The following is an 18800-nucleotide window of genomic DNA, read 5'->3' as shown; positions in this document are numbered from 1 at the left end:
CGGACTCAGGACCCGGGGGCGGGGATGACCTGTGTCGAAGAGTCCGGGATGATGGCCTTGCCGAAGGGGAAGCAGGTCACGGGGATCATCTTGACGTTTGCCCACGCGAGGGGGAGGCCAATGATGGTGATCGCCTGCAGAGCGGCGGTCGCGATATGGCCGAGCGCGAGCCAGAGTCCCGCCACGAGGAACCATACGACGTTCATCAGTCCGGAACCGACGCCGGCACCGTTCTTCCGGATGACGGTGCGACCGAACGGCCACAGGGCGTAGCTGGCCATGCGGAACGACGCGACGCCCGCGGGGATGGTGATGATGAAGATGCAGGCGATGAGGCCGAAGACGACATAGCCAACGAACAGCCAGATACCACCGGTGACCAGCCAGAGAATATTGAGGATGACGCGCAGAATTTTCATGGGTCCGATTCTAGGTGTCGTTCCCCGTGGGGTTATGGGCCAGGTTCTTCCGGTGCTGCTGTCATCATCCCTGAGCTTCCGGTCGGGGTGCCTGCCCATTACAGGGGCGGGGTGCGACAGGATGTCGGCCTGGCTGCTAGTCCGGAAGTAGAACACAGGTTCGATTCGATGACATTTTCTTCGTTGGCATGTCTGGGTCATGCGATACAGTGTTCATATTCGAAGGAGGGGACGTCACGACCAGTACCTACACCACTGAACCCACCACCGGCATCACCGCGCTGACTGCTCTGGCTGATGTCACTGATGAGGTGCTGTGTACTGTGACGCCGCTGGTTGTCGAGGACACTGAGGCCGAGGAGGCGGGCGCGGTGTCGTTGACCCGTCGTGGGAGCCGGTTCATCCTGGACTGCGGCAACCTGGTCACTGCTACGTCCCTGTGGTCGGCGATCAGTTCCGCTGCGCTGGAAGTTCGACGCGAGGAGGTGGCGGACAAGGTGCACGGGGGCCAGTGTGTGCACGACAGGCCGACGCCGTTGATGTCGTACTGCCGCGGGCAGGTGGCTCTGGGGCCGTTGTCGCCGGTGCGGCAATCAGGCTGACCTGCGCCCTGACTTGCGGGGCATCTGTCCGGATTGATCGCATGTCTCCGAGATCTCTCTTAGCTGCTACGTGTCTCTGTCTTGGGAGCCCTGCACTTTCGGCAATGTCCATGCAGCTATGAGCAGGAGCAGCGCGGCGCCGACGACGCCGTAGAAGACGCCGGTGGTCGCATCGACCACGGTGGCGGGATCAGAGTCTCCACTGCCATTGGAGATGATGGCGTTGGAGATCGTGCCGTACACCGCCACGGCGATGGCGCTGCCGGCAGAGCGGGCGAACATTGTCAGGCCGGTGACCTCGGCGCGCTCCGACCAGCCGACGGACGACTGCGCAGCCACCACGTTCGGTGCTGCGGTGAAACCAAGCCCGGACCCCAGGACGATCGCCACGGCGACGATGAGCCAGATGTTCTGCTGGCCTACGACCAGGAGCAACAGGAGTGTACCGACCATCACGATCGAGGACCCTAGCGTAATCGAGGCGCGGAATCCGTGGGGAACGTAGATTCGACCGGCGTTTGCACTGGCTAATGGCCAGGCGATGGTCAATGCTGCGACGGCGATACCGGCGGCCACGGGCGTGGCGCCGGCGGCGCGTTCGAGGTACGTGGGCACGAAACTCGTCAGTCCCAGCACAATCCCACCGATCGCGGCTGAGATCACCACGGCATGCACGATGAGTCGGCGGGAGAGTAGTCGCAGGTTGACCACCGGCTCCGCGGCGTGGCGTTCGATGAACACGAACAATGCCAGTGCGGCGATCCCCCCGGCGAAGCACACCAGCGACGCCGTCGAGGTCCAGGCCCATGCTTCCCCGCCTTCCAGTAGGCCGAGCAGCAGCAGGGTCAGACCGAGTGTGAGGACGAGGGCGCCTTCAATGTCGATGCGATGCCGTGTCCTCTCGACGTGCTCACGGAAATTGCGCCACACCATTACGGCGGCGAGCAGGCCCAGAGGGATGTTGATCACGAAGATCCAGCGCCACGACACGTACTGGGAGAACAAACCACCGATCAGTGGGCCGAGCATGGAGGAGATGGCCCAGACGCTGGCAAGGTACCCCTGCACTTTCGCCCGTTCGCGAACGGTGTAGATGTCGCCTGCGATGGTCTGACCCATCGGTTGGACGGCTCCCGCCCCGATTCCTTGCACGATTCGGCAGAGAATCAGGACGGTCATCGTCGGAGCGAAAACGGCGAGGGCGGACCCGAGGACGAAGATTGCGATGCCGGTGAGGATCACTGGCTTGCGCCCGTAGGTGTCCGCGAGTTTCGAGAACATCGGGACAGTGACGGCCTGGGCGAGCAGATAGCCGGAGAACAGCCACGGGTAGCGGGAGAATTCGCCGAGGTCGGCAACGATACTGGGGACTGCCGTTGCCAGCACGGTGGCATCCACCGCCATGAGAGCGGAAGACAGCATGATCGCTATGAGGATGGGGCCGCGGCGGTCCCGGAAGACTGACATCGCCATTTGTTCCATCGTAGCGAAACGCCGGTAGCGAGGCGGCACCGTAGAGCATTCTGTAGCGCGGTACCGGACTGGTATGGCACGGTGGTGGTGACACTGCTGTGAACTACAGATACTGGAGATGAGCCCTGTGCGTGATGTGATCGGAACTCGACGAGTCAAGCTCCTGCCCGCGGCAGGGCTCGCTGTAGTGACCGCCGCCGGGCTTTTCCTCACCGCCTGTGACAATGACGGAGCAGGCGTCGATGAGGCGCAGGGCAGTGGCGGAGCTGTCACAGCGGACCCGGATGATGCCGCACTTTCCGGCGACATGACGCGCGAACAGCACCCTGATGGGGACGCGGAGAAGGAATCAGCTCCGCAGCCGACCCCGGGGGCAGCGCCTCTCGACGACGGTGGTCCATCTCCTGAGCCGTCCCCCGAACCGCAGGCACAGCCCGAGGGCGGGGCACCTCAGCAGAACCGTGTCGAAATGGCTGACTACACCGTTCCGCTGAATGGTCAGGACACCATGATCTGCATGTTCCGCGACGGTCAGGAAGCCGACGGCTTTGACTGGGGGTGCCAGGCGGAGAACTTCCATGCGGGCTGGGACGCTACGCGTGGCGGTGACGCCAACGGAGTCGCCTACCGTGCTGGCGGAGACCCCGAACTGTATGCCCTGTTGGGCAATGTGGCGGGCGTCAACCATGCGGGAGGACTGGACGACGGCAGTGTCACCAGCGTCGGCGACCGGTTCGTGGTTGACCTGACTCAGCCTGACGCTGCCTTGATCACGGCTGACGGTGTCACCACCCGAGTGACTGCCGACAGCTACGACATCGTCGGTTGATCTGCCGCGGTGTTTTCTGCCGCGGCGCCGGGGGTTGGTGCCGCCGTTTGTCCGTGGATGGGGCGGCGGCGCACCAGGGCCGCGTAGACGGCACCGGTGATGTTGTGCATTACCGCGGCGACGGCACCCGGAAGTGCCGCTTCGGGTGAGAAGAACCGCCCGGCCATACCGGAGGCGAGTCCGGCGGACTGGGTGCCGATCTCGATGGCCATGGTGCGGTTGACAGGCTCTGGAAGGCGGAAGAGCCGGCCGGTCAGGTATCCCAGGGCGTAGCCGCCGAGATTGTGCAGCAGGACGGCGGCGAAGACGATCAGGCCGATCTGTGCCAGGCGTTCGGCGTTGGTCGCCACGGCTGGGAAGACCACGCCACCGATGCCGATGATCGACAGCCACGGCAGTACCGGGGCGATCTTGTCGACCCACCTGTTGAGGAAGGTGCGGATAACCAGCCCACCGATGACCGGTAGGAGCACGGTCTGCACGAGGGTCAACGCCATGCCCGCACCGTCGACGTCTGTACGCGTGTCGGCGAGCAGGAGCATCAACGCCGGCGTCATGACAGGGGAGACGATGGTGGAGATGCTGGTCATGGCGACTGAAACGGCCACATCCCCCTTGGCGAGGTAGGCGATCACGTTGGAGGCGGTCCCGCCAGGAACAGACCCCAGCATGAGCAGTCCGACGGCGAGCGCGGGGTTGAGTCCCAGGAGTTTGGCGACGGCGATCGCCAGAAGCGGCATGATGACGAACTGGGCGACTACACCGATGATCACCGGGGTAGGGCGTTTGGCGATGATCTTGAAGTCCGGGACGGTCAACGTCAATCCCATGGCAAACATGATGACCATGAGGAAGAGGTTGATGTAGTCCGTCAGTGGGAGGAACGGATCCGGAGCGAAGAACGCGATGACGGTGCCGGCGAGGATGAACAGAGGGAAGGCCGTGACGGCGACAGCTGCCGAACGATCCTCCGAGGCGGGAAGGGAGTCCTGATTCGTCATGGTGTCCGAATCTAATGGTAGATCATGCAGTTTCCCAAAATATGAATGACATAATCTCATACAGCGAGAAGTGTGTCTGGTGGCATAACTGAATCGCGGATGAATATCTGGCCAACAGTCGGCAAAAGAATATGGTTCTGAACAGCAGAAACGTCGAGATGCCATTACTGTGAACCTCCGTCGAGGTGACCGGAGGCCGTCCGGTGACCCGGATCAGAGACGGAGAATCACACTGTGCCGATGTGGCCAATGACAACGACACCACCTGCGACTGTCGGGACGGGCGTGACGAGACGGCGTTTCCTCACCGGTGCCGTGGTTGCCAGTGCCGGGCTCGCTGTCGGAGATACTATGTCCCGGTGGTCCGCGGCGACTGCCACTGCCAATGGCGGGGCACCTGGTAGCAGAGCCTTCCTGCATTCCGTCGCTTCCGGAGATCCCTGGCCCGACAGCGTCGTCATCTGGACCCGGGTGACGCCGGTATCTCAGGCCACGCCGGGTTCCGGTGCGGGGGATCCGACCCGTGTGTACTGGGAGGTGTCCACAGACGCCAGCTTTGACGTAGCCACCGCAGCTGGGGAAATGACCACCGAAGCGGACCGCGACCACACCGTGAAAATCAATGTCACGGGACTTGCCCCGTCCACCACCTACTATTACCGGTTCACGGTGGTGGACGGTCCGTCCGCAGGTGAGGTATCCCGCACGGGTCGAACGCGGACGACGCCGGCGGACGACGCCGCACCGGACCACCTCCGCTTCGGGGTGTGTTCGTGTTCGAACTACGAGGCAGGACACTTCCGTGCCTACCGTGAGCTTGCTGACCGCGACGACGTTGAGTTCGTCCTGCATCTCGGCGACTACACCTATGAATACGAGTCCGGGGAATACGGCGCGGCCTACGGCACAACAGTACGGACCGTGGAACCGCGCGAACGTACCCGCACACTCGTCGGTTACCGGATCCGACAGGGGCACTACCACCGAGACCCTGACCTCGCAGACCTGCATGCCGCTAAGCCGATGATCTGCATCTGGGATGACCACGAGTTTTTCGACAATGCGTGGCGTGACGGTGCCACCGGGGATTCCGACTACGGCGGGGCGCAGGAGTACGCGGCGGTGAGGCAGGCTGCGACCGAGGCCTACTACGAATGGATGCCGGTTCGTGCGGGAGAGGGGTTCGGCACGGACGGTGGACGTCATCTCTACCGGCACCTACGCTACGGTACGCTCGCAGAGCTCATCCTCCCCGACCTTCGCACTTACCGCGACATGCAGAGCTCCCCGGCCACCGCTGCCGCGGACGGCCGCACGATGATGGGACAGAACCAGTTCGACTGGTTCGCGGGCGTCCTGACGACCTCGACGACCACCTGGCAACTGGTCGGGAACTCGGTGATGTTCGCTCCGATGACTTTGCCTCACTCACTGGATCCACGGTTGCATGACTGGTTGGTCGACAAGATCGGCCTGCCGCCGGACGGAATTGCACTGAATACGGACCAGTGGGACGGGTACATGGTGGAACGCCAGCGCATCATCGACGTCATCATGAACAGGGGGTCCGGGCCTCACGGTCGTGGAATGAACGTGGTCTTCCTCACCGGTGACATCCACTCCTCGTGGGCTGCAGATATCCCCGCGCAGGCCGGAGAGTATCGGCTGGGCCGGGACACGACCGTGGCGGCCGCGGAGTTCATCGTCCCGTCGGTGACCGCTGCGAGCGCCTTCGATTCGATTGTTCCGACCAGTGCCGCGGCACCTGCGGTCAGGGAGGCTCTGCGGCTGGGGGAAGGGTTGCTCATGGATGTGGACCATTGGTACAAGTACGTCGACCTGAGCCGACACGGAATGATGGTGGTCGATGTGGACCCGTCACGGACCCAGGTGGACTGGTACCACGGCGACGTCCTCGGCCCGTCAGCCCCGGTCACGTACACGACGAGCCGGCAGACGTTCGCGGATGACCCCGGGGTTCGTCCTGCCGGACAAGAACTCGACCGGTCCCGGACGGTCTACACCCCGGCGTGATTAGGATGGCGGCAGGCCAGACACCAACCCCACTCCCGGGTCGGTGGTCGACAGCGCTGTCGCCGAGGTCCGGGGCACCTTGTCCCGCCTGGCCGGCGCGGACATCCTGAAGGTCAATCGTCGTCACGGTGGCGAAAGAGACAGGCACCGGTCGCCCGCCTGCGGTGAAACACGACATCGGTATGGCGTTGTGGCAGACTAGCGGTTCCAAATGCAGACTGGCCGCGGCCCTCCTGGTGCGTCCGAAAGTGCTGGACGCCGACACCATGGACGAGATGCTGCGCGATGCCCGAATCCCGAAAGTCCACACCTGGTCGCTGAGCTACGTGGTGATGGAGAGTGGACGTACCGATGAGCGCTCCCGGCACGGTGGTTCGACGACCCTGATCCGACGGTCGCCTCCGCCGGGTGGGCGGTGACGATGCAGAGGCTGGTCAAGCGTGAGGGGCGAAGTGTCCTCAGCGGAGATTGACGGTCTGTTCGACACTATTGAGAGCACCATGGCCGACAGTGAGGAACGACTGCAGTGGGCGCCGAACGAGTGTCTCGCTCAGATCGGCATCCACTACCCGGAGTTCCGGGACCGTGCCGTGTCGATCGGTGAGCGTCTCGGCGTCCTCAAGGATTATCCGACGCCGGAGAACTGCACGTCCCCGTACGCCTCGGCATGGATCGCCGAGATGGTGTCACGGCAGTCGGATCGGTAAGACGGGCTCAGTAAATCTCCCAGTCCGGATTCGGGCGGACGATCTCTCCCTCGGCGTCGTACTCGTAGAATCCCACGCCGTCCCCGAGCCCTGCTTTGCCCTTGTCGATCCCACGTTCCTGGAGAAGGTCGCTGAAGGCCTTCTCCGCTTCAGTGGCATCGGGGTTTCCACGGGTGATGTTCACCGAGACGTTGAAACCGACGGTGTCGAAGACTTCGAAGGGACCGGTCGGTGCTCCGGTGGCGATCTTCCAGTCACGGTCGATGTCGGCAGGATTGGCGGCTTCAGCGACATAGAGTCCCGCTGCAGCATTCAGCCACGGGATCAGGAGGCTGTTGAGCAGGTAGCCGGGGATCTCCTTGCGGATCGGAATGGCGTCGAGGTTGATCTCCTCGGCGAATGCTACGGTGCGGTCGAACACGGCATGGTCCGTGTTCGGGGTCGCCATCACCTCACCGGTGTTGTACTTCCAGACGAGGTTGGCGAAGTGCAGCGCCAGGAAACGGCCCGGATGCCCCGTGGCGTCGGCGAAGTCAGAGGGACGCAGTGAAGAAGAGTTGGTCAGCAGGATGGTGTGGTCGGGAACAGCTTGTCCGACCTGCGACCAGACTTTCTTCTTCAACCCGAGATTCTCGGGAACCGCCTCAATGACGACGTCAGCGTCGCTGACGGCGTCGGTGAGGTCAGTGGATGTACGGATCCGGTCGATCGCTGCGTCGAAGAGTTCGGGAGTGTAGTCGGCGACGTCGGTCGTGTAATATCCGCGCATCCATTCCCACCGGTCGGGGAGCTTGTCAAGAGGCTCTTGGCCGATGTCGTAGGCGACGACGTTCTTTCCTGCGTAAGCGGCCTGCATCACGATCTGCGAACCGAGGACGCCGGTTCCCAGGACAGTGACATTGTTGAGGTCCTGGTTGTTGCCAATGGTGTTTTCACTCATGCCCGCCAACGTACGCCTGCCATGGCGTACGCCTGTCATGCCCCGGGCGGCGGGGGAGGGACCGGGGCGCCCTTCGGCGGTGCGATCTTCGGGTACGAGGTTCCGTCAGCCGGTCCGGCTGGCGTGGCCTCGCTGACTGAGTCTGAGGAGCTGTCGGAGCCCGTCCCCGTCCCCGTCCCCTCACCGATCCAGCTTCCGCCGGACCGCCCGGGCGCGGCATCCCAGTGTCCGTCCACGAGCTTCTTCTGGACAAACAACGCAGCCACAAACACCGCGGCAGCCACGACGACGATGACGACTAGACCCCACGCACCTGCAGGGGCATTGCCGATGAGCAGACCGAACCATCCGAAGTCGGCGTCGCCGAATGTGGTGTTCTCTCCCGAGAGGTCACCGAGTACGTTGATCAGGAACGCTGGCAGGATGGTGATGATCACGCCGTTGACGAAGGCACCGGCGACCGCTCCCCGGCGCCCACCTGTCGCATTGCCGTAGACACCGGCAGCGCCGCCGGTGAAGAAGTGCGGAACCAGGCCGGGGAGGATCAGGGCCGCGCCGAACGCCGGGTTCAGCCACGTCGACAGAATGACGAGCGCCACCAGGCCACCAGAGAAGCTGGAGATGAAACCGATCAGCACAGCGTTCTGGGCGTAGGGGAACACGATCGGGGCGTCCAGGGCAGGAATGGCACCGGGGACGACCTTGGCGGCGATGCCCTGGAACGCGGGGACCAGCTCGCCGAGGATCGTGCGGACACCGAAGAGGATGACGGCCACAGCCACACCGAACTGCAGGCCCTGGGTGACGGCCTGCATCAGGTAGTTCCCCATGTCGGTGGCGACCGAGTCGTCACCGAAGGCCGTGAACGCCTCGTCCTGACCGGCGCGAACCACGTACAGGATAGCCAGGACGAGGTACATCAGCACCATGGACAGGGCAGTGGCCACCATGGAATCCCGCAGGAACCTGAGGCCCTCCGGGACTTTGAGGTCCTCGGCGGACGGCGACGCTTTGGTTCCCTTTCCACTGACGGCCTTGCCGACTGCGCCGGCGGCGATGTAGCCGGCGGTGCCGAAGTGTCCGATCGCGACTGAGTCGTCTCCGGTCACCTTCCGGGTCCAGGGGTGGGCCAGGGCGGGGAGAGAGACCATGAGGACGCCGAGCAGGACCGCGCCCAGACCGACCACGATCCAGTCCGCGTAGTCCGCAGTGACCAGGATGATGGTGATCATCGTCGCCATGAACAGCACATGATGCCCGGTGAGGAAGACGTACCGCAGCGGGGTGAATCGCGCGAACAGCAGGCTGACCACGTAGCCGAGGATCATCAGCCAGGCGACCTGGGAGCCGAACTCCTCCTGTGCGATCCCGGCGATGGCTTCGTTGGTGGGGACCACGCCGTGCATGCCGGTGGCCCCCTCGATCATCACGCCGAGCGGGTCGAGTGAGGCGGTGACCAGGGTGGCCCCGGCGCCGATGAGCAGGAATCCCAGCACCGCTTTGATGGCACCTCCGGCGACCTGTCCGGCACTGCGCCGCATGGCGATCAAGCCAATGGCGGTGAAGATACCGATGAGGAACGCCGGGACAGCGAGGATCTCGTTGACGAGGAACTGCGGGATGGCGAGTAACCAGTCCATGGTGGTTCTCCTTTACAGTGCGTAGAGCGCACGCAGCGCTGCATCGACGTCGCGGGTGCTGGTGAAGTTCTCCACGACCCGGACCGGTATGCCGGGGTCACCCAGCGTCTTCGCGATTTCACCGGAGGTGAGGATCAGGTCGGCATCCTTCGCCTTACCTTTCGCGGAGATGGTGTCCGTGGCCTCCACCGAGATCAGCGCATCCCATCCCCACCGTTTGAGGACGTCCTCGGTGGTGTTCTTCAGGAACAGGCTGGTGCCCAGCCCGTTCCCGCAGACAGTGAGGATGTGGTTGCGTGAGTTGCCCCCGGGATACCGTCCCCCTTCTGCGACGGAGGAGGACGTCTCGGGTTTCTCGTCCTGTCCGTCCTGTCCGTCCTGTCCGTCCCGTCCGTCGAGGATGGCGAGGATCTCCGCGGGACTCTGCGCCGCATCCAGCTTCGTGCGGGTCGCGGTCCGTCCGACGACTCTGGCCAGTTGTGCCATGGCACTGGTGTGCGTGGTCGCGTCAGTCGCCGCCAGTGCGACCACCAGAGTGACCGGGTCGTTCTTCTCATGTCCGAAAGCGACCGGTTCAGCCAGTCGCACCCAGCTCAGGGCGGTCTCGTGGACGGCGTCGCTGGGACGGGCGTGGGCGAAGGCGAACCCAGGGGCCACGACGATGTACGGCCCGTTGTCCACCACGGAATCGATCATTGCCTGGGTGTAGGCGTGGTCAATGGAGTCAGTGTCCTCCAGGAGCTTCCCGGAGCAGGAGACGGCGGCTTTCCAGTCGACGGCATCGACATCCAGGGCAATCCGGTTCTCGGACAGGAGTGAGGTGAGGGTGCTCATGGGGCACATACTATCGGTGGTGAACAGAGTCGGGAAGGCTCGGGCCATGTCCATGGTGTGTCGTAGTCTCGGAGGGACAACACCGTTCGAGGAGGAAGTGCAGTGGATCGAGAGCGTCGCTATTCAACGCAGAACCCGTATGGCCAACCGGGGCAGGGAATCCCGGAGGACGTGACGTCGTACGTGAGCACCACCGCCATGGACCCACGGGAACGGTTACGGAAGTACCGGCCGACCATGGTCAAAAAGTGTTTCGCATGGGCAGGTGTTGTCCTGGGGGTGCTCATGGTCCTGTCGCTGTTGTCCGCAGACACAGGCAGCCTCGTGGCCGACGCACTACTGAGTATCGGTTTCGGTGCGATGATGTTCATTCCGGGCGCCTACTGGCTGGTGTGCAACGGGAGGGATTCGAAGACACTGTCTGAATGGATGGTGTCCCACCAGGCGTATCAGGCGAACTGGGAGCTTCTCGCTCGCGATGAGCAGGCGATGTTCGCTCCCCCCGAGGAGCTTCCGGTGCTGCCGCTGCGGCGTTGGAAGACCGTTGCAGTGGTCATTATCGCCGCGTTCTTCGTGGCGATGGCCGGATCCATTCTTCTTCCGGAAACGACGGTGGCGTGAGCCCGGACCGCGTAGCATCTTGACCATGGATCGACCCCTGACTGGTGTGACCGTCGTCTCGCTGGCTGTGAACCTGCCGGGACCGGCTGCTGCCCACCGATTTCACCGGTTGGGGGCTTCGGTGACGAAAGTGGAGCCGCCTTCCGGGGATCCGTTGGCTCTCGCGGCACCCGGGTATTATGCCCATTTCACGGACGGCCAGCAGACCGTGACGCTGAACCTCAAGGACGAAGCAGGACGGCGAGAGCTCGACGGGTATCTCAGGAATGCGGACCTGTTGATCACCTCGCATCGTCCGCGTGCGTTGGCCGGGCTCGGTCTCGACTGGGACACCCTGCACGTGCGGTACCCGCAGCTGTCACAGGTGGCCATCGTCGGCAGTGAGGGCAATGACGCTGACACACCGGGTCATGATCTGACCTATCAGGCCCAGGCCGGGACAATCGCGGTGTCCGGGGGAGTGCCGGTGATGCCGATTTTGCCGGTGGCCGATCTTGGCGGCGCAGAGCGCGCCGTCGCTGACGGTCTCGCTGCCTTGTTCCGCGCGAGAATGTCGGGGGAGGGACAGTTCCGTGAAACCGGCCTGGCCCAGGTTGTGGATGACTTCGCGGCGTCGACGAGGTTCGGGCTCTCCGGCTCCGGGGCGGTGCTTGGAGGAGGCTTCCCCCTTTACGGCATGTACCCGGCCCGGGACGGGTACATCGCGGTCGCCGCCATCGAACCGCACTTCGCTGTCGCACTCGCTGAAGCGATGGGACTGGAGTCTCCACTGGAGGTGACTGTCGATCAGTTGACGGACTTCTTCCGCGAACATTCCGTGGACTACTGGTCCAGATGGGCGCTGGAACACGAACTGCCGGTCACCGGCGTCCGGGACGGACAGACCGGCGACGGTCAGACTACCCGGCGGTAGGCCTGGCGCAGCGCGACGTCCAGTCCTGCCGCCCGTTCGGCCTCCCGGATCGCCGTGAGGTCGGGCCCCAGTTCGTCGTCGGCGAGCGGAATAAAACCGAGTCGGCGATACAAGGGGCCGTTCCACGGAACGTCGACGAATGTTGTCAGAGATACCGCAGGGAAGCCCTGGACACGTGCCTTCTCCAGGGCGACGGAGAGTAACCGGGTCCCGAATCTCTGTCCACGGCAAGCCGGATCCACTGACACCTGTTCGATCAGGACGTCGCCGTCCGCGATTCCTACCCAGAGCCATGCAGCGAGACGACCCGAGGCGGGCGTCCCGGCGCTGTCGATGACCAGCACACGCCCCTCGGCGACAGCGGTGGTGAGTTCGGCCGTAGTTGGTGGCTCGTCATCTGCTATGGTGTCGAGCCCGACCGATCGAAAGGGTTCGCCGGCTTCTCGTTCCAGTTCCTGGATAGCCGGAATGTCGGAGGCAGCGGCGATACGGGCAGGGCCGAGATCGTCCTCCGGGGAGAATGACACGGCCAACGCGTCTATGAGACGGGCGACGTCTGAGCCCCCGGCGCATAGGGTTCGGTGTCGCCGACAGTGTCGGGCGCTCCGTCGGCGCCGGAAATGCTATCTGTTTCAGAGGGATCAGCGGACTCGCTGGCGGATGAACTCGTCGGAGCACCCGCACCCTCGTAGCCGCTGTCCGGGGTGACCTCGGTCGACGGAGCGGTTCGCTCGCTGTCATTCTCGCTGGGCGGCTGGCAGGCGGTCGCCCCCAGCGCCAGAACAGCGGCAGCGAGTAGGGCAGTGGTCCGGCGGGTGCGGGTCATCTCATCTCTCCTGAGTGAGTCAGCAGTGGATCAGCAGGAGGTAGTCACGTCCTCCCGTATGTACTCGCCATTGAGCATAGTGGGTCAGACCTGCGGGTTGGTACATGGGCAACCCCGGATACGGATAACATGGGGTGCCTGGACGCCCCGGACAGTATCTGACGTGCCCCGGACGGTGTGTCGGACGGGGCTGGCGACCCGCTGCACCCGGCGACGGTATGGCAGGAGAGTAGACCGGTGACATCATGGCGCATCTTCCCATGGCGACGGCGGATCCGTGGGGTGGTCCGTCGTCACGCTGACCAGTAGGGCGGTGAGGTAGTCTTTTCGTGGACCGGGCACGGTGGCGATGGCCGTACCCAGACGGAAAGGACGTGGCGATGAGCCCGAACGGTCGGTGGGGTACGCAGGGGGACGGCGAGCGCCCGGAGGACGAGACTCCGACAACGGCGTGGGACCGTTCGGGCTCGGCACAAGGCCCCAGGAGGGAAGGGTCGGGTGACGTCCCTCCCGACGAGAACCCGACAACGGTGTGGTCTGGTGGCACTCAACCGCCGTCACCGGAGCCACCGCAGTACCGTCACGGCAACGCCGATGAAACGCAGGTGATCCCGCCTGCCCAGCCGTACGACCAGCAACCGTACGACCAGCAACCGTACGACCAACAACCCTACGACCAGGGGGCCTATGGTCAGCAGCCGTACTACCAGCAGCCGTACGACGATCCGAATGCGGCGCCGCAGTACGGTCAGCCGGAGTTCGGTGCCGCGCAGGGCGGTCCTCAGGGGGGAAAGAAGCGCAGAGGTGTTCTGGCTGTGATCCTGTTGGTCCTCGCCGCACTGGTCGCCGTCGCACTCATCCTGGTTATCTTTGTGTTCGGTGGGGACGACGAGAGCAGTACCGCTCCAGGTCCGACGACGCAGCCGGCCCCGCAAACCACCCAGGAGCAGGCTCCCCAGGAGACGACCGATGATGATCCGGCGGCTCCTCCGTTCGAGCTGCCCAGTGACATCGAAATCCCGTCAGAGCTGGAGGATCTGCCCAGCAATCTTCCTGACCTTCCGACTCTCGACCCAGGCCTTGAAGACCAGCTCAATGACACCCTCGATCAACTTCGTGAGCGACTCGGCTGACCATAACGGACGGCGACACCGGATGTTCAGGGGTGCGTTCGGGGGTGCCGGGGCGGTCGTAACGGGGCAGAAGGTATGACTGGATGTATGACCCGAGAAACAACGCCCCTGAACATCTTCACCTCCAGGTTCCCCCTGCCCGAGACACGGGCTGCGTTGGAGAACGCCGGAGCCGTACTCGTCGACGATCTCGCAGAGGCAGATGCGTTCATCTGCCATGGAGTCGCTCCGGCAGATTTTCCGGAACTCCCCGATCGGGTGAAATGGGTCCAGCTGTGCCAGGCGGGCATCGAGGGTTTTTTCGCGGAGGGAGTCATCACAGCCGGCCAAGAGGGGGACCGTCGGTGGTCCAACGCCTCGGGGGTCTACGGACGTCAGGTCGCGGAGAGCGCCGTCGCGTTGCTGCTGTCCGTCACCCACATGCACAAGAAGATCGCCCGTGCGGCCAGCTGGTCCGTGTGGCGTGATGTCGACGAGAACACCCGTTGGCTGCACGGCGCGACCGTCGCGGTCGTCGGCGCCGGAGGGATCGGCCGCCACCTCATCGAGATGCTCGCCCCCTTCGGAGCCGACGTTCTCGCTGTCAACCGCACCGGGCACCCGGTGGAGGGTGCCGTACGGACCGTCTCGATCGACAACCTCAAGGATGCTGTCGCCGCGGCCGACCACACGGTGATCGCCGTGCCTCTGACGGACGAGACGCGGGGCCTGTTCGACGCGGGTCTCTTCTCGGCGTTCCGGCCCGGAGCCACGGTGATCAATGTCGCCCGGGGCCCCGTCGTGGTGACCGAGGACCTTGTCGCTGCTCTGGATTCAGGTCAGCTCGGCGGGGCGGGTCTTGACGTGACCGACCCCGAACCCCTCCCCGACGGTCATACACTGTGGGACAGGGACAATGTCACTATCACCACTCATTCGGCGAACACCCGGGCATCGATGGACGCCCAGTTGGCTGGGCCGGTTACCGAAAACTACAAGGCATTCCTCGCCGGTGAGCGTATGCCGACAGAACTGGATCCGGCCAAAGGCTACTGAGACTGAAAACCGCGGAACCAGAGGGGATGCTCAGGACGCGGCAATGCCCCTGATGTAGGCGGATGCCATCCTGGCCTGGATGCGACGGCCGAGCGCGCCGCCGAGCCGGGTGATCAGGCGTCCCGGGCGGGAGAAGGCGCTGACCGTCGCGGTGACCGTCCCGTCATCGTTGAGCGACACCCCGAAGTACTCTTCGCCGCATTCGACGTGGCCCGGCAGTGTCCCGTAGACCATCGAGGACGGACCTGCCGTCAGGATCAGACAGGGCGAGTCCAGTGGGGTCAGCAGACCCCGGCCGGGGGTGACGGTGACGACCTCGCCCACGGCAACCGGCGCGTCCGGGGACAGGGGAGGCCCACCACGGTGCAATGGTGCACCGGCGACATGATGCGCCCGCCCGGAGAACAGGTTTGTCAGTGCCCGGTCGCGGTCGGCTGCCCCGTGTCCGATGACGCGGCTGTGGCTGAGGTGGTGGAACCCTTCTCTGTAGAGCCGTTCAGCGATCGCAGGGTAGTCGTCAATGTCCTGGATCGACGCGGACAGCCCGGTCAAGTCCGACGGATAAGTCAGGTCACGTTCGGTCTGAGGACGATCCGGGGGTTTCGGCGGGGAGGACGGACGGCGAAGTGACATGGGAACAAGGCTACCGGTACCGTCCGTCACCGGGCCCTGTTACTTTCTGCTCTGAGAGCATGTGTATCCGCGACACGCTACAATCCCCTACGTACCGCTCCCGGCTCAGCGAAGGAACAGCACTATGCGTAGAACAACCGTGACAGCCGAACGCTCCGGCCGCCGTCCTCGGCGCTCGATCGGCAGAATCCTGTCCGCGGGAGCGATGGCCGTCGCACTCGTGACTGGTGGATCTGCCCTGGCACTGCCAGCCACCGCAGCGGCCGAGACGTCGACTCATGCTGGTGACGGCATCATCATCACCACAGCTGACGGACGGGAGTCGATCTGTACGTTGAATTCGGTCGCTGAGCGAGACGGCACCTTCTACGGTGTCACTGCCGGGCACTGTCTCAACCAGGAGGAGATCGGCTCACCGGTGGTGAAGATTTCCACCAAGGACGGTCGCCTGCTGGCGGACAATGAGGACGTCGCCGCTGGTGGAGTGATTCGGGGAGGCACCGCGAACCCCTTCGAACCGTTCGCCGGGCTCGACGACTTCTCATGGTTCCGTCTCGACGACTCGGTGACTCCGAACCCGGGCCAGGTGTCCAGCACCGCCGACACCGGTATCCCGGTGCTCGACGACGTCCTGCGTGGCACGAGCCAGCCGCTGGGCGACCCGGTTCCGGTGAGTCAGAACCTGGTGGGCAGCATCGTCTGCAAGGACGGCACGATGTCGGGTCGCACCTGTGGCCCCGTGCTCGCGGTCAATGCTCAAACCCAGGAGATCACGGCGCTGATCCCGGCGATCGGAGGCGACTCGGGAAGCCCGCTGCACGTCGCCGGTCAAGACGGGAAGCGTCACATCGTGGGCACGTTGTCCAACGGAACTCCGGTCCTGTTCAACACCTTCGACGGGACGCGCGAACACCTCGACCGCATCTAGCGGATGTAGCGTATCCAGAGGTCCACGTCAGCTCCGACAGACATTCCAGCGGCCTGTCAGGGTTCTCCAACGTCACCGTCGTAGTGTCGAAACCATCGCCACTTCAGGTGCTGAGGTGATATCCAGGATGGTCGTCCCGAAAGGACCCGTATACGGCAGCTGAGCATTCTCCTCTTGAAACGTCAGCAAGTCACCCCCGGTTCGTCAGGAGCCGGGGGTGACTTGTGTCTGCGAGAGACTGGTGATGAGCCTGAGATTTCTCTGTAGACTCGGAGAACAGTTGTCCACTTGACCTCAACCATCCGGGTGCGACGCTACGTTCGGTCGCAGTCCGGAGGAACCGGATATGATGTGACTTCTTCGCCTGACCGCTTACCTGTCGCCCGCGAAACGGTGGCCAGCCGCGACACAGGGGAGGAGGTGACAAAGCGAGGACCGGACCGGCTCATCCTCTGGGTGTCCGCCGGTTTCATCGTCCTTTTCGTCGCGGTCTGTGTGATCTTCGGCGACAATGCACGGGATTCATTCTCCACTGTCTCCGGTTGGTTGATGACGAACCTGAACTGGCTTTACGTCGGTGGCGTGACTATCGCGCTGCTGTTCCTCGTCGCTCTGGCTTTCAGTCATTTCGGGCGGATGAGGCTGGGCCCGGACGGAGAGAAGCCCGAGTACTCCTTGAAGAGCTGGTTCGCCATGCTGTTCGCCGGAGGCTTGGGCAGTGTGCTGATGTTCTGGGGTGTCGCGGAGCCGATCAATCACGCGGTGAATGTCCCCATGCAGAATGAGGCCCCCATGTCCCATGAGGCCGTCAACCAGGCGATGGGGTTCACGATGTACCACTTCGGTATCCATATGTGGGTCATCTTTGCGTTGCCGGGCCTTGCACTCGGGTACTTCATCTACAAGCGCAACCTGCCACCACGGGTGTCCTCGATCTTCGCCCCGATCCTGGGCGGGGCCATCTACTCCTGGCCCGGAAAACTCATTGACGCCCTGTCCATCATCGGCACGGTGTTCGGTATCGCCGTCTCCCTCGGCCTCGGGACCCTGCAGATTGAGTCCGGACTGGGGACAGTGTTCGGTATCGACAACTCGACCCTCCTCCTGGTGGGAATTATCGTGGTCATCGTTGCAGCGGCAAGCTGGTCGGTTGCTGCCGGGCTGGACAAAGGCATCAAGAAACTCTCGAATATCAACATCGTCATGGCCGTCATGCTGATGTTGTTCGTCCTTCTCGCCGGGCCGACGCTGATGTTGCTGCGCGGCACGATGGACACGGCGTCCCTGTATGCGGAGTGGCTGCCGAAACTGATGTTCTGGTCCGACGCCGACGAGATAACGACGGAAGGGTGGCAGGGCACGTGGACGGTCTTCTACTGGGCCTGGACGATCTGCTGGTCGCCGTTCATCGGTATGTTCGTGGCGCGAATCTCCAAGGGACGTACTGTCCGTGAGTTCGTCGGCGGCGTGCTGGCGCTGCCGGCGCTGTTCATCCTGGTGTGGTTCGCCGTGTTCGGTTACGCAGGACTGAATGCCGAACGGCAGAACCCGGGAAGCGTGTCCGGCCCCGTCGTCGAGGACGGGGACGCTGCATCGTCACTGTTCATCCTTCTCGACACGATGCCGTGGAGCACCGTGGTCAGCGGGTTCGCCCTGATCGTGGTGGCGATATTCTTCGTGACGTCCATTGATTCATCAGCGCTGGTGACCGACATGTTCGCGGTCGGTGAGGAGAACGTCACCCCCACGTATCAGCGCGTCCTGTGGGCGGTGTCCATCGGCGCTGTTGCTGCGGCGATTCTGGTGATGTCACCTGAAGCCGGCATAGAAGCCCTGCAGGAGGTGGCGATCATCATCGGGCTGCCGTTCTTCCTCATGTTCTTCGTGATGATGTATTCGATCCTCAAGGGAATGAACAATGACTACCACGCCAGGCCGGAGCCCAAGACCAGGCAGTGGGAGAAGACGGACAGCCCCGAAGCACTGGAAGAGAACGAGCGCCGACCCGCCCCCGGCTATGACGAATCCGGTGACGAACTCCCCGTGGCGACGTACGACGAGGAGGGCAATTTCATCGTGCCGGGCAACACGTATGTGGCGGGTGATCTCGGGGTCGTCGGCAGCGTCGGAAAGGCAGATCCTGCGCATTTCGGTGACACCGAGGAGTCTGGTGCCACCGATCCGGACGAAAACCGGTCAGGGTAAGGCGGCGGGGATAGGCTGGCAATGTAG

Annotated in this window: 20 protein-coding genes; 11 read left to right on the top strand and 9 right to left on the bottom strand. The window is 63.7% G+C overall.

The features are described from left to right. Nucleotides 1-5: 5 nt before the first annotated feature. Complete coding sequence (locus CGLY_RS10510) at nucleotides 6-419, bottom strand: YccF domain-containing protein (protein ID WP_052540028.1); 414 nt, start codon at nucleotides 417-419, stop codon at nucleotides 6-8. A 209-nt stretch (nucleotides 420-628) separates the two neighbouring features. Between CGLY_RS10510 and CGLY_RS10505 the strand changes: the two genes are divergently transcribed. Continuing rightward, a complete protein-coding gene (locus CGLY_RS10505) occupies nucleotides 629-1021 on the top strand; it encodes a hypothetical protein (RefSeq protein ID WP_038549262.1) in 393 nt (130 codons plus the stop codon). Nucleotides 1022-1087: 66 nt separating this feature from the next. On the opposite strand, the gene CGLY_RS10500 is transcribed toward CGLY_RS10505, so the two are convergent. After that, on the bottom strand, nucleotides 1088-2494 hold the full coding sequence (locus tag CGLY_RS10500) for an MFS transporter (protein ID WP_227590242.1): 1407 nt from the start codon (nucleotides 2492-2494) through the stop codon (nucleotides 1088-1090). Between the two features lie 118 nt (nucleotides 2495-2612). Here CGLY_RS10500 and CGLY_RS10495 point away from each other — a divergent pair, with 118 nt between their 5' ends. Continuing rightward, nucleotides 2613-3323 (top strand): hypothetical protein, encoded by a 711-nt coding sequence (locus CGLY_RS10495; RefSeq protein ID WP_038549258.1) that lies wholly within the window; start codon nucleotides 2613-2615, stop codon nucleotides 3321-3323. On the opposite strand, the gene CGLY_RS10490 is transcribed toward CGLY_RS10495, so the two are convergent. Then, the gene (locus tag CGLY_RS10490; RefSeq protein ID WP_038549256.1) at nucleotides 3305-4324 is read right to left on the bottom strand and encodes a bile acid:sodium symporter family protein; all 1020 of its coding nucleotides are present in this window, start codon (nucleotides 4322-4324) and stop codon (nucleotides 3305-3307) included. The genes CGLY_RS10495 and CGLY_RS10490 overlap by 19 nt on opposite strands. 351 nt (nucleotides 4325-4675) lie before the next feature. On the opposite strand from CGLY_RS10490, the gene CGLY_RS10485 reads away from it, so the two are divergent. The 3 genes from CGLY_RS10485 (at nucleotide 4676) to CGLY_RS17790 (ending at nucleotide 7065) form a co-directional block, all read left to right on the top strand. Continuing rightward, the gene (locus CGLY_RS10485; RefSeq protein ID WP_038552572.1) at nucleotides 4676-6358 is read left to right on the top strand and encodes an alkaline phosphatase D family protein; all 1683 of its coding nucleotides are present in this window, start codon (nucleotides 4676-4678) and stop codon (nucleotides 6356-6358) included. 128 nt (nucleotides 6359-6486) lie between these two features. Beyond that, complete coding sequence (locus tag CGLY_RS17795) at nucleotides 6487-6777, top strand: hypothetical protein (RefSeq protein ID WP_227590241.1); 291 nt, start codon at nucleotides 6487-6489, stop codon at nucleotides 6775-6777. Nucleotides 6778-6798: 21 nt separating this feature from the next. Next, nucleotides 6799-7065, top strand: a complete 267-nt coding sequence (locus tag CGLY_RS17790; RefSeq protein WP_227590240.1) for a DNA alkylation repair protein — start codon at nucleotides 6799-6801, stop codon at nucleotides 7063-7065. A gap of 7 nt (nucleotides 7066-7072) precedes the next feature. Here CGLY_RS17790 and CGLY_RS10475 read toward each other — a convergent pair whose 3' ends face one another. The 3 genes from CGLY_RS10475 to CGLY_RS10465 are packed head-to-tail and all read right to left on the bottom strand — an operon-like array spanning nucleotide 7073 to nucleotide 10479. Further along, on the bottom strand, nucleotides 7073-8005 hold the full coding sequence (locus tag CGLY_RS10475) for a 3-hydroxyacyl-CoA dehydrogenase (RefSeq protein ID WP_038549254.1): 933 nt from the start codon (nucleotides 8003-8005) through the stop codon (nucleotides 7073-7075). A gap of 35 nt (nucleotides 8006-8040) precedes the next feature. Further along, nucleotides 8041-9645: a PTS ascorbate transporter subunit IIC gene (locus CGLY_RS10470; RefSeq protein ID WP_038549252.1), complete on the bottom strand. Its 1605-nt coding sequence runs from the start codon at nucleotides 9643-9645 to the stop codon at nucleotides 8041-8043. A 12-nt stretch (nucleotides 9646-9657) separates the two neighbouring features. After that, on the bottom strand, nucleotides 9658-10479 hold the full coding sequence (locus tag CGLY_RS10465; protein ID WP_038552569.1) for a PTS sugar transporter subunit IIA: 822 nt from the start codon (nucleotides 10477-10479) through the stop codon (nucleotides 9658-9660). A 183-nt stretch (nucleotides 10480-10662) separates the two neighbouring features. On the opposite strand from CGLY_RS10465, the gene CGLY_RS10460 reads away from it, so the two are divergent. Beyond that, nucleotides 10663-11100: a hypothetical protein gene (locus CGLY_RS10460; RefSeq protein WP_144313671.1), complete on the top strand. Its 438-nt coding sequence runs from the start codon at nucleotides 10663-10665 to the stop codon at nucleotides 11098-11100. Between the two features lie 25 nt (nucleotides 11101-11125). Next, nucleotides 11126-12013 carry a CoA transferase gene (locus CGLY_RS10455; protein ID WP_038549248.1) on the top strand — a complete coding sequence of 296 codons (888 nt, stop codon included), beginning with the start codon at nucleotides 11126-11128 and terminating at the stop codon, nucleotides 12011-12013. On the opposite strand, the gene CGLY_RS10450 is transcribed toward CGLY_RS10455, so the two are convergent. Together CGLY_RS10450 and CGLY_RS10445 are read right to left on the bottom strand one after the other, a co-directional pair. Further along, the gene (locus tag CGLY_RS10450; protein ID WP_052540022.1) at nucleotides 11995-12540 is read right to left on the bottom strand and encodes a GNAT family N-acetyltransferase; all 546 of its coding nucleotides are present in this window, start codon (nucleotides 12538-12540) and stop codon (nucleotides 11995-11997) included. The genes CGLY_RS10455 and CGLY_RS10450 overlap by 19 nt on opposite strands. Before the next feature lie 11 nt (nucleotides 12541-12551). Then, nucleotides 12552-12839: a hypothetical protein gene (locus CGLY_RS10445; RefSeq protein WP_144313670.1), complete on the bottom strand. Its 288-nt coding sequence runs from the start codon at nucleotides 12837-12839 to the stop codon at nucleotides 12552-12554. A 380-nt stretch (nucleotides 12840-13219) separates the two neighbouring features. Between CGLY_RS10445 and CGLY_RS10440 the strand changes: the two genes are divergently transcribed. Together CGLY_RS10440 and CGLY_RS10435 are read left to right on the top strand one after the other, a co-directional pair. Next, entirely contained in the window at nucleotides 13220-13972 is a 753-nt protein-coding gene (locus tag CGLY_RS10440) for a hypothetical protein (RefSeq protein ID WP_144313669.1), read from the top strand. 87 nt (nucleotides 13973-14059) lie between these two features. Next, complete coding sequence (locus CGLY_RS10435; RefSeq protein ID WP_052540020.1) at nucleotides 14060-15007, top strand: D-isomer specific 2-hydroxyacid dehydrogenase family protein; 948 nt, start codon at nucleotides 14060-14062, stop codon at nucleotides 15005-15007. 30 nt (nucleotides 15008-15037) lie between these two features. Here the strand turns inward: CGLY_RS10435 and CGLY_RS10430 are convergent, their stop codons facing one another. Then, nucleotides 15038-15640: a DUF1990 family protein gene (locus CGLY_RS10430; RefSeq protein ID WP_052540019.1), complete on the bottom strand. Its 603-nt coding sequence runs from the start codon at nucleotides 15638-15640 to the stop codon at nucleotides 15038-15040. Between the two features lie 124 nt (nucleotides 15641-15764). Between CGLY_RS10430 and CGLY_RS10425 the strand changes: the two genes are divergently transcribed. Together CGLY_RS10425 and CGLY_RS10420 are read left to right on the top strand one after the other, a co-directional pair. Further along, nucleotides 15765-16568, top strand: a complete 804-nt coding sequence (locus CGLY_RS10425; RefSeq protein WP_227590239.1) for a S1 family peptidase — start codon at nucleotides 15765-15767, stop codon at nucleotides 16566-16568. Between the two features lie 351 nt (nucleotides 16569-16919). Beyond that, the gene (locus CGLY_RS10420) at nucleotides 16920-18773 is read left to right on the top strand and encodes a BCCT family transporter (RefSeq protein ID WP_052540018.1); all 1854 of its coding nucleotides are present in this window, start codon (nucleotides 16920-16922) and stop codon (nucleotides 18771-18773) included. Nucleotides 18774-18800: the final 27 nt, after the last annotated feature.

It is taken from the genome of Corynebacterium glyciniphilum AJ 3170, from assembly GCF_000626675.1.
Lineage (GTDB): Bacteria > Actinomycetota > Actinomycetes > Mycobacteriales > Mycobacteriaceae > Corynebacterium > Corynebacterium glyciniphilum.
The sequence above is the reverse complement of the archived record's forward strand: the minus strand, read 5'-3'. Positions and strand labels throughout refer to the sequence as shown.

What these genes read in the sequence shown, in the direction of transcription:
- CGLY_RS10425 (WP_227590239.1), top strand. Translation starts at nt 15,765, where the DNA reads ATGCGTAGAACAACCGTGACAGCCGAACGCTCCGGCCGCCGTCCTCGG.
- CGLY_RS10430 (WP_052540019.1), bottom strand. Translation starts at nt 15,640, where the DNA reads ATGTCACTTCGCCGTCCGTCCTCCCCGCCGAAACCCCCGGATCGTCCT.
- CGLY_RS10445 (WP_144313670.1), bottom strand. Translation starts at nt 12,839, where the DNA reads ATGACCCGCACCCGCCGGACCACTGCCCTACTCGCTGCCGCTGTTCTG.
- CGLY_RS10500 (WP_227590242.1), bottom strand. Translation starts at nt 2,494, where the DNA reads ATGGCGATGTCAGTCTTCCGGGACCGCCGCGGCCCCATCCTCATAGCG.
- CGLY_RS10440 (WP_144313669.1), top strand. Translation starts at nt 13,220, where the DNA reads ATGAGCCCGAACGGTCGGTGGGGTACGCAGGGGGACGGCGAGCGCCCG.
- CGLY_RS10435 (WP_052540020.1), top strand. Translation starts at nt 14,060, where the DNA reads ATGACCCGAGAAACAACGCCCCTGAACATCTTCACCTCCAGGTTCCCC.
- CGLY_RS10470 (WP_038549252.1), bottom strand. Translation starts at nt 9,645, where the DNA reads ATGGACTGGTTACTCGCCATCCCGCAGTTCCTCGTCAACGAGATCCTC.
- CGLY_RS10510 (WP_052540028.1), bottom strand. Translation starts at nt 419, where the DNA reads ATGAAAATTCTGCGCGTCATCCTCAATATTCTCTGGCTGGTCACCGGT.
- CGLY_RS10485 (WP_038552572.1), top strand. Translation starts at nt 4,676, where the DNA reads ATGTCCCGGTGGTCCGCGGCGACTGCCACTGCCAATGGCGGGGCACCT.
- CGLY_RS10495 (WP_038549258.1), top strand. Translation starts at nt 2,613, where the DNA reads ATGAGCCCTGTGCGTGATGTGATCGGAACTCGACGAGTCAAGCTCCTG.
- CGLY_RS10465 (WP_038552569.1), bottom strand. Translation starts at nt 10,479, where the DNA reads ATGAGCACCCTCACCTCACTCCTGTCCGAGAACCGGATTGCCCTGGAT.
- CGLY_RS10455 (WP_038549248.1), top strand. Translation starts at nt 11,126, where the DNA reads ATGGATCGACCCCTGACTGGTGTGACCGTCGTCTCGCTGGCTGTGAAC.
- CGLY_RS10490 (WP_038549256.1), bottom strand. Translation starts at nt 4,324, where the DNA reads ATGACGAATCAGGACTCCCTTCCCGCCTCGGAGGATCGTTCGGCAGCT.
- CGLY_RS10475 (WP_038549254.1), bottom strand. Translation starts at nt 8,005, where the DNA reads ATGAGTGAAAACACCATTGGCAACAACCAGGACCTCAACAATGTCACT.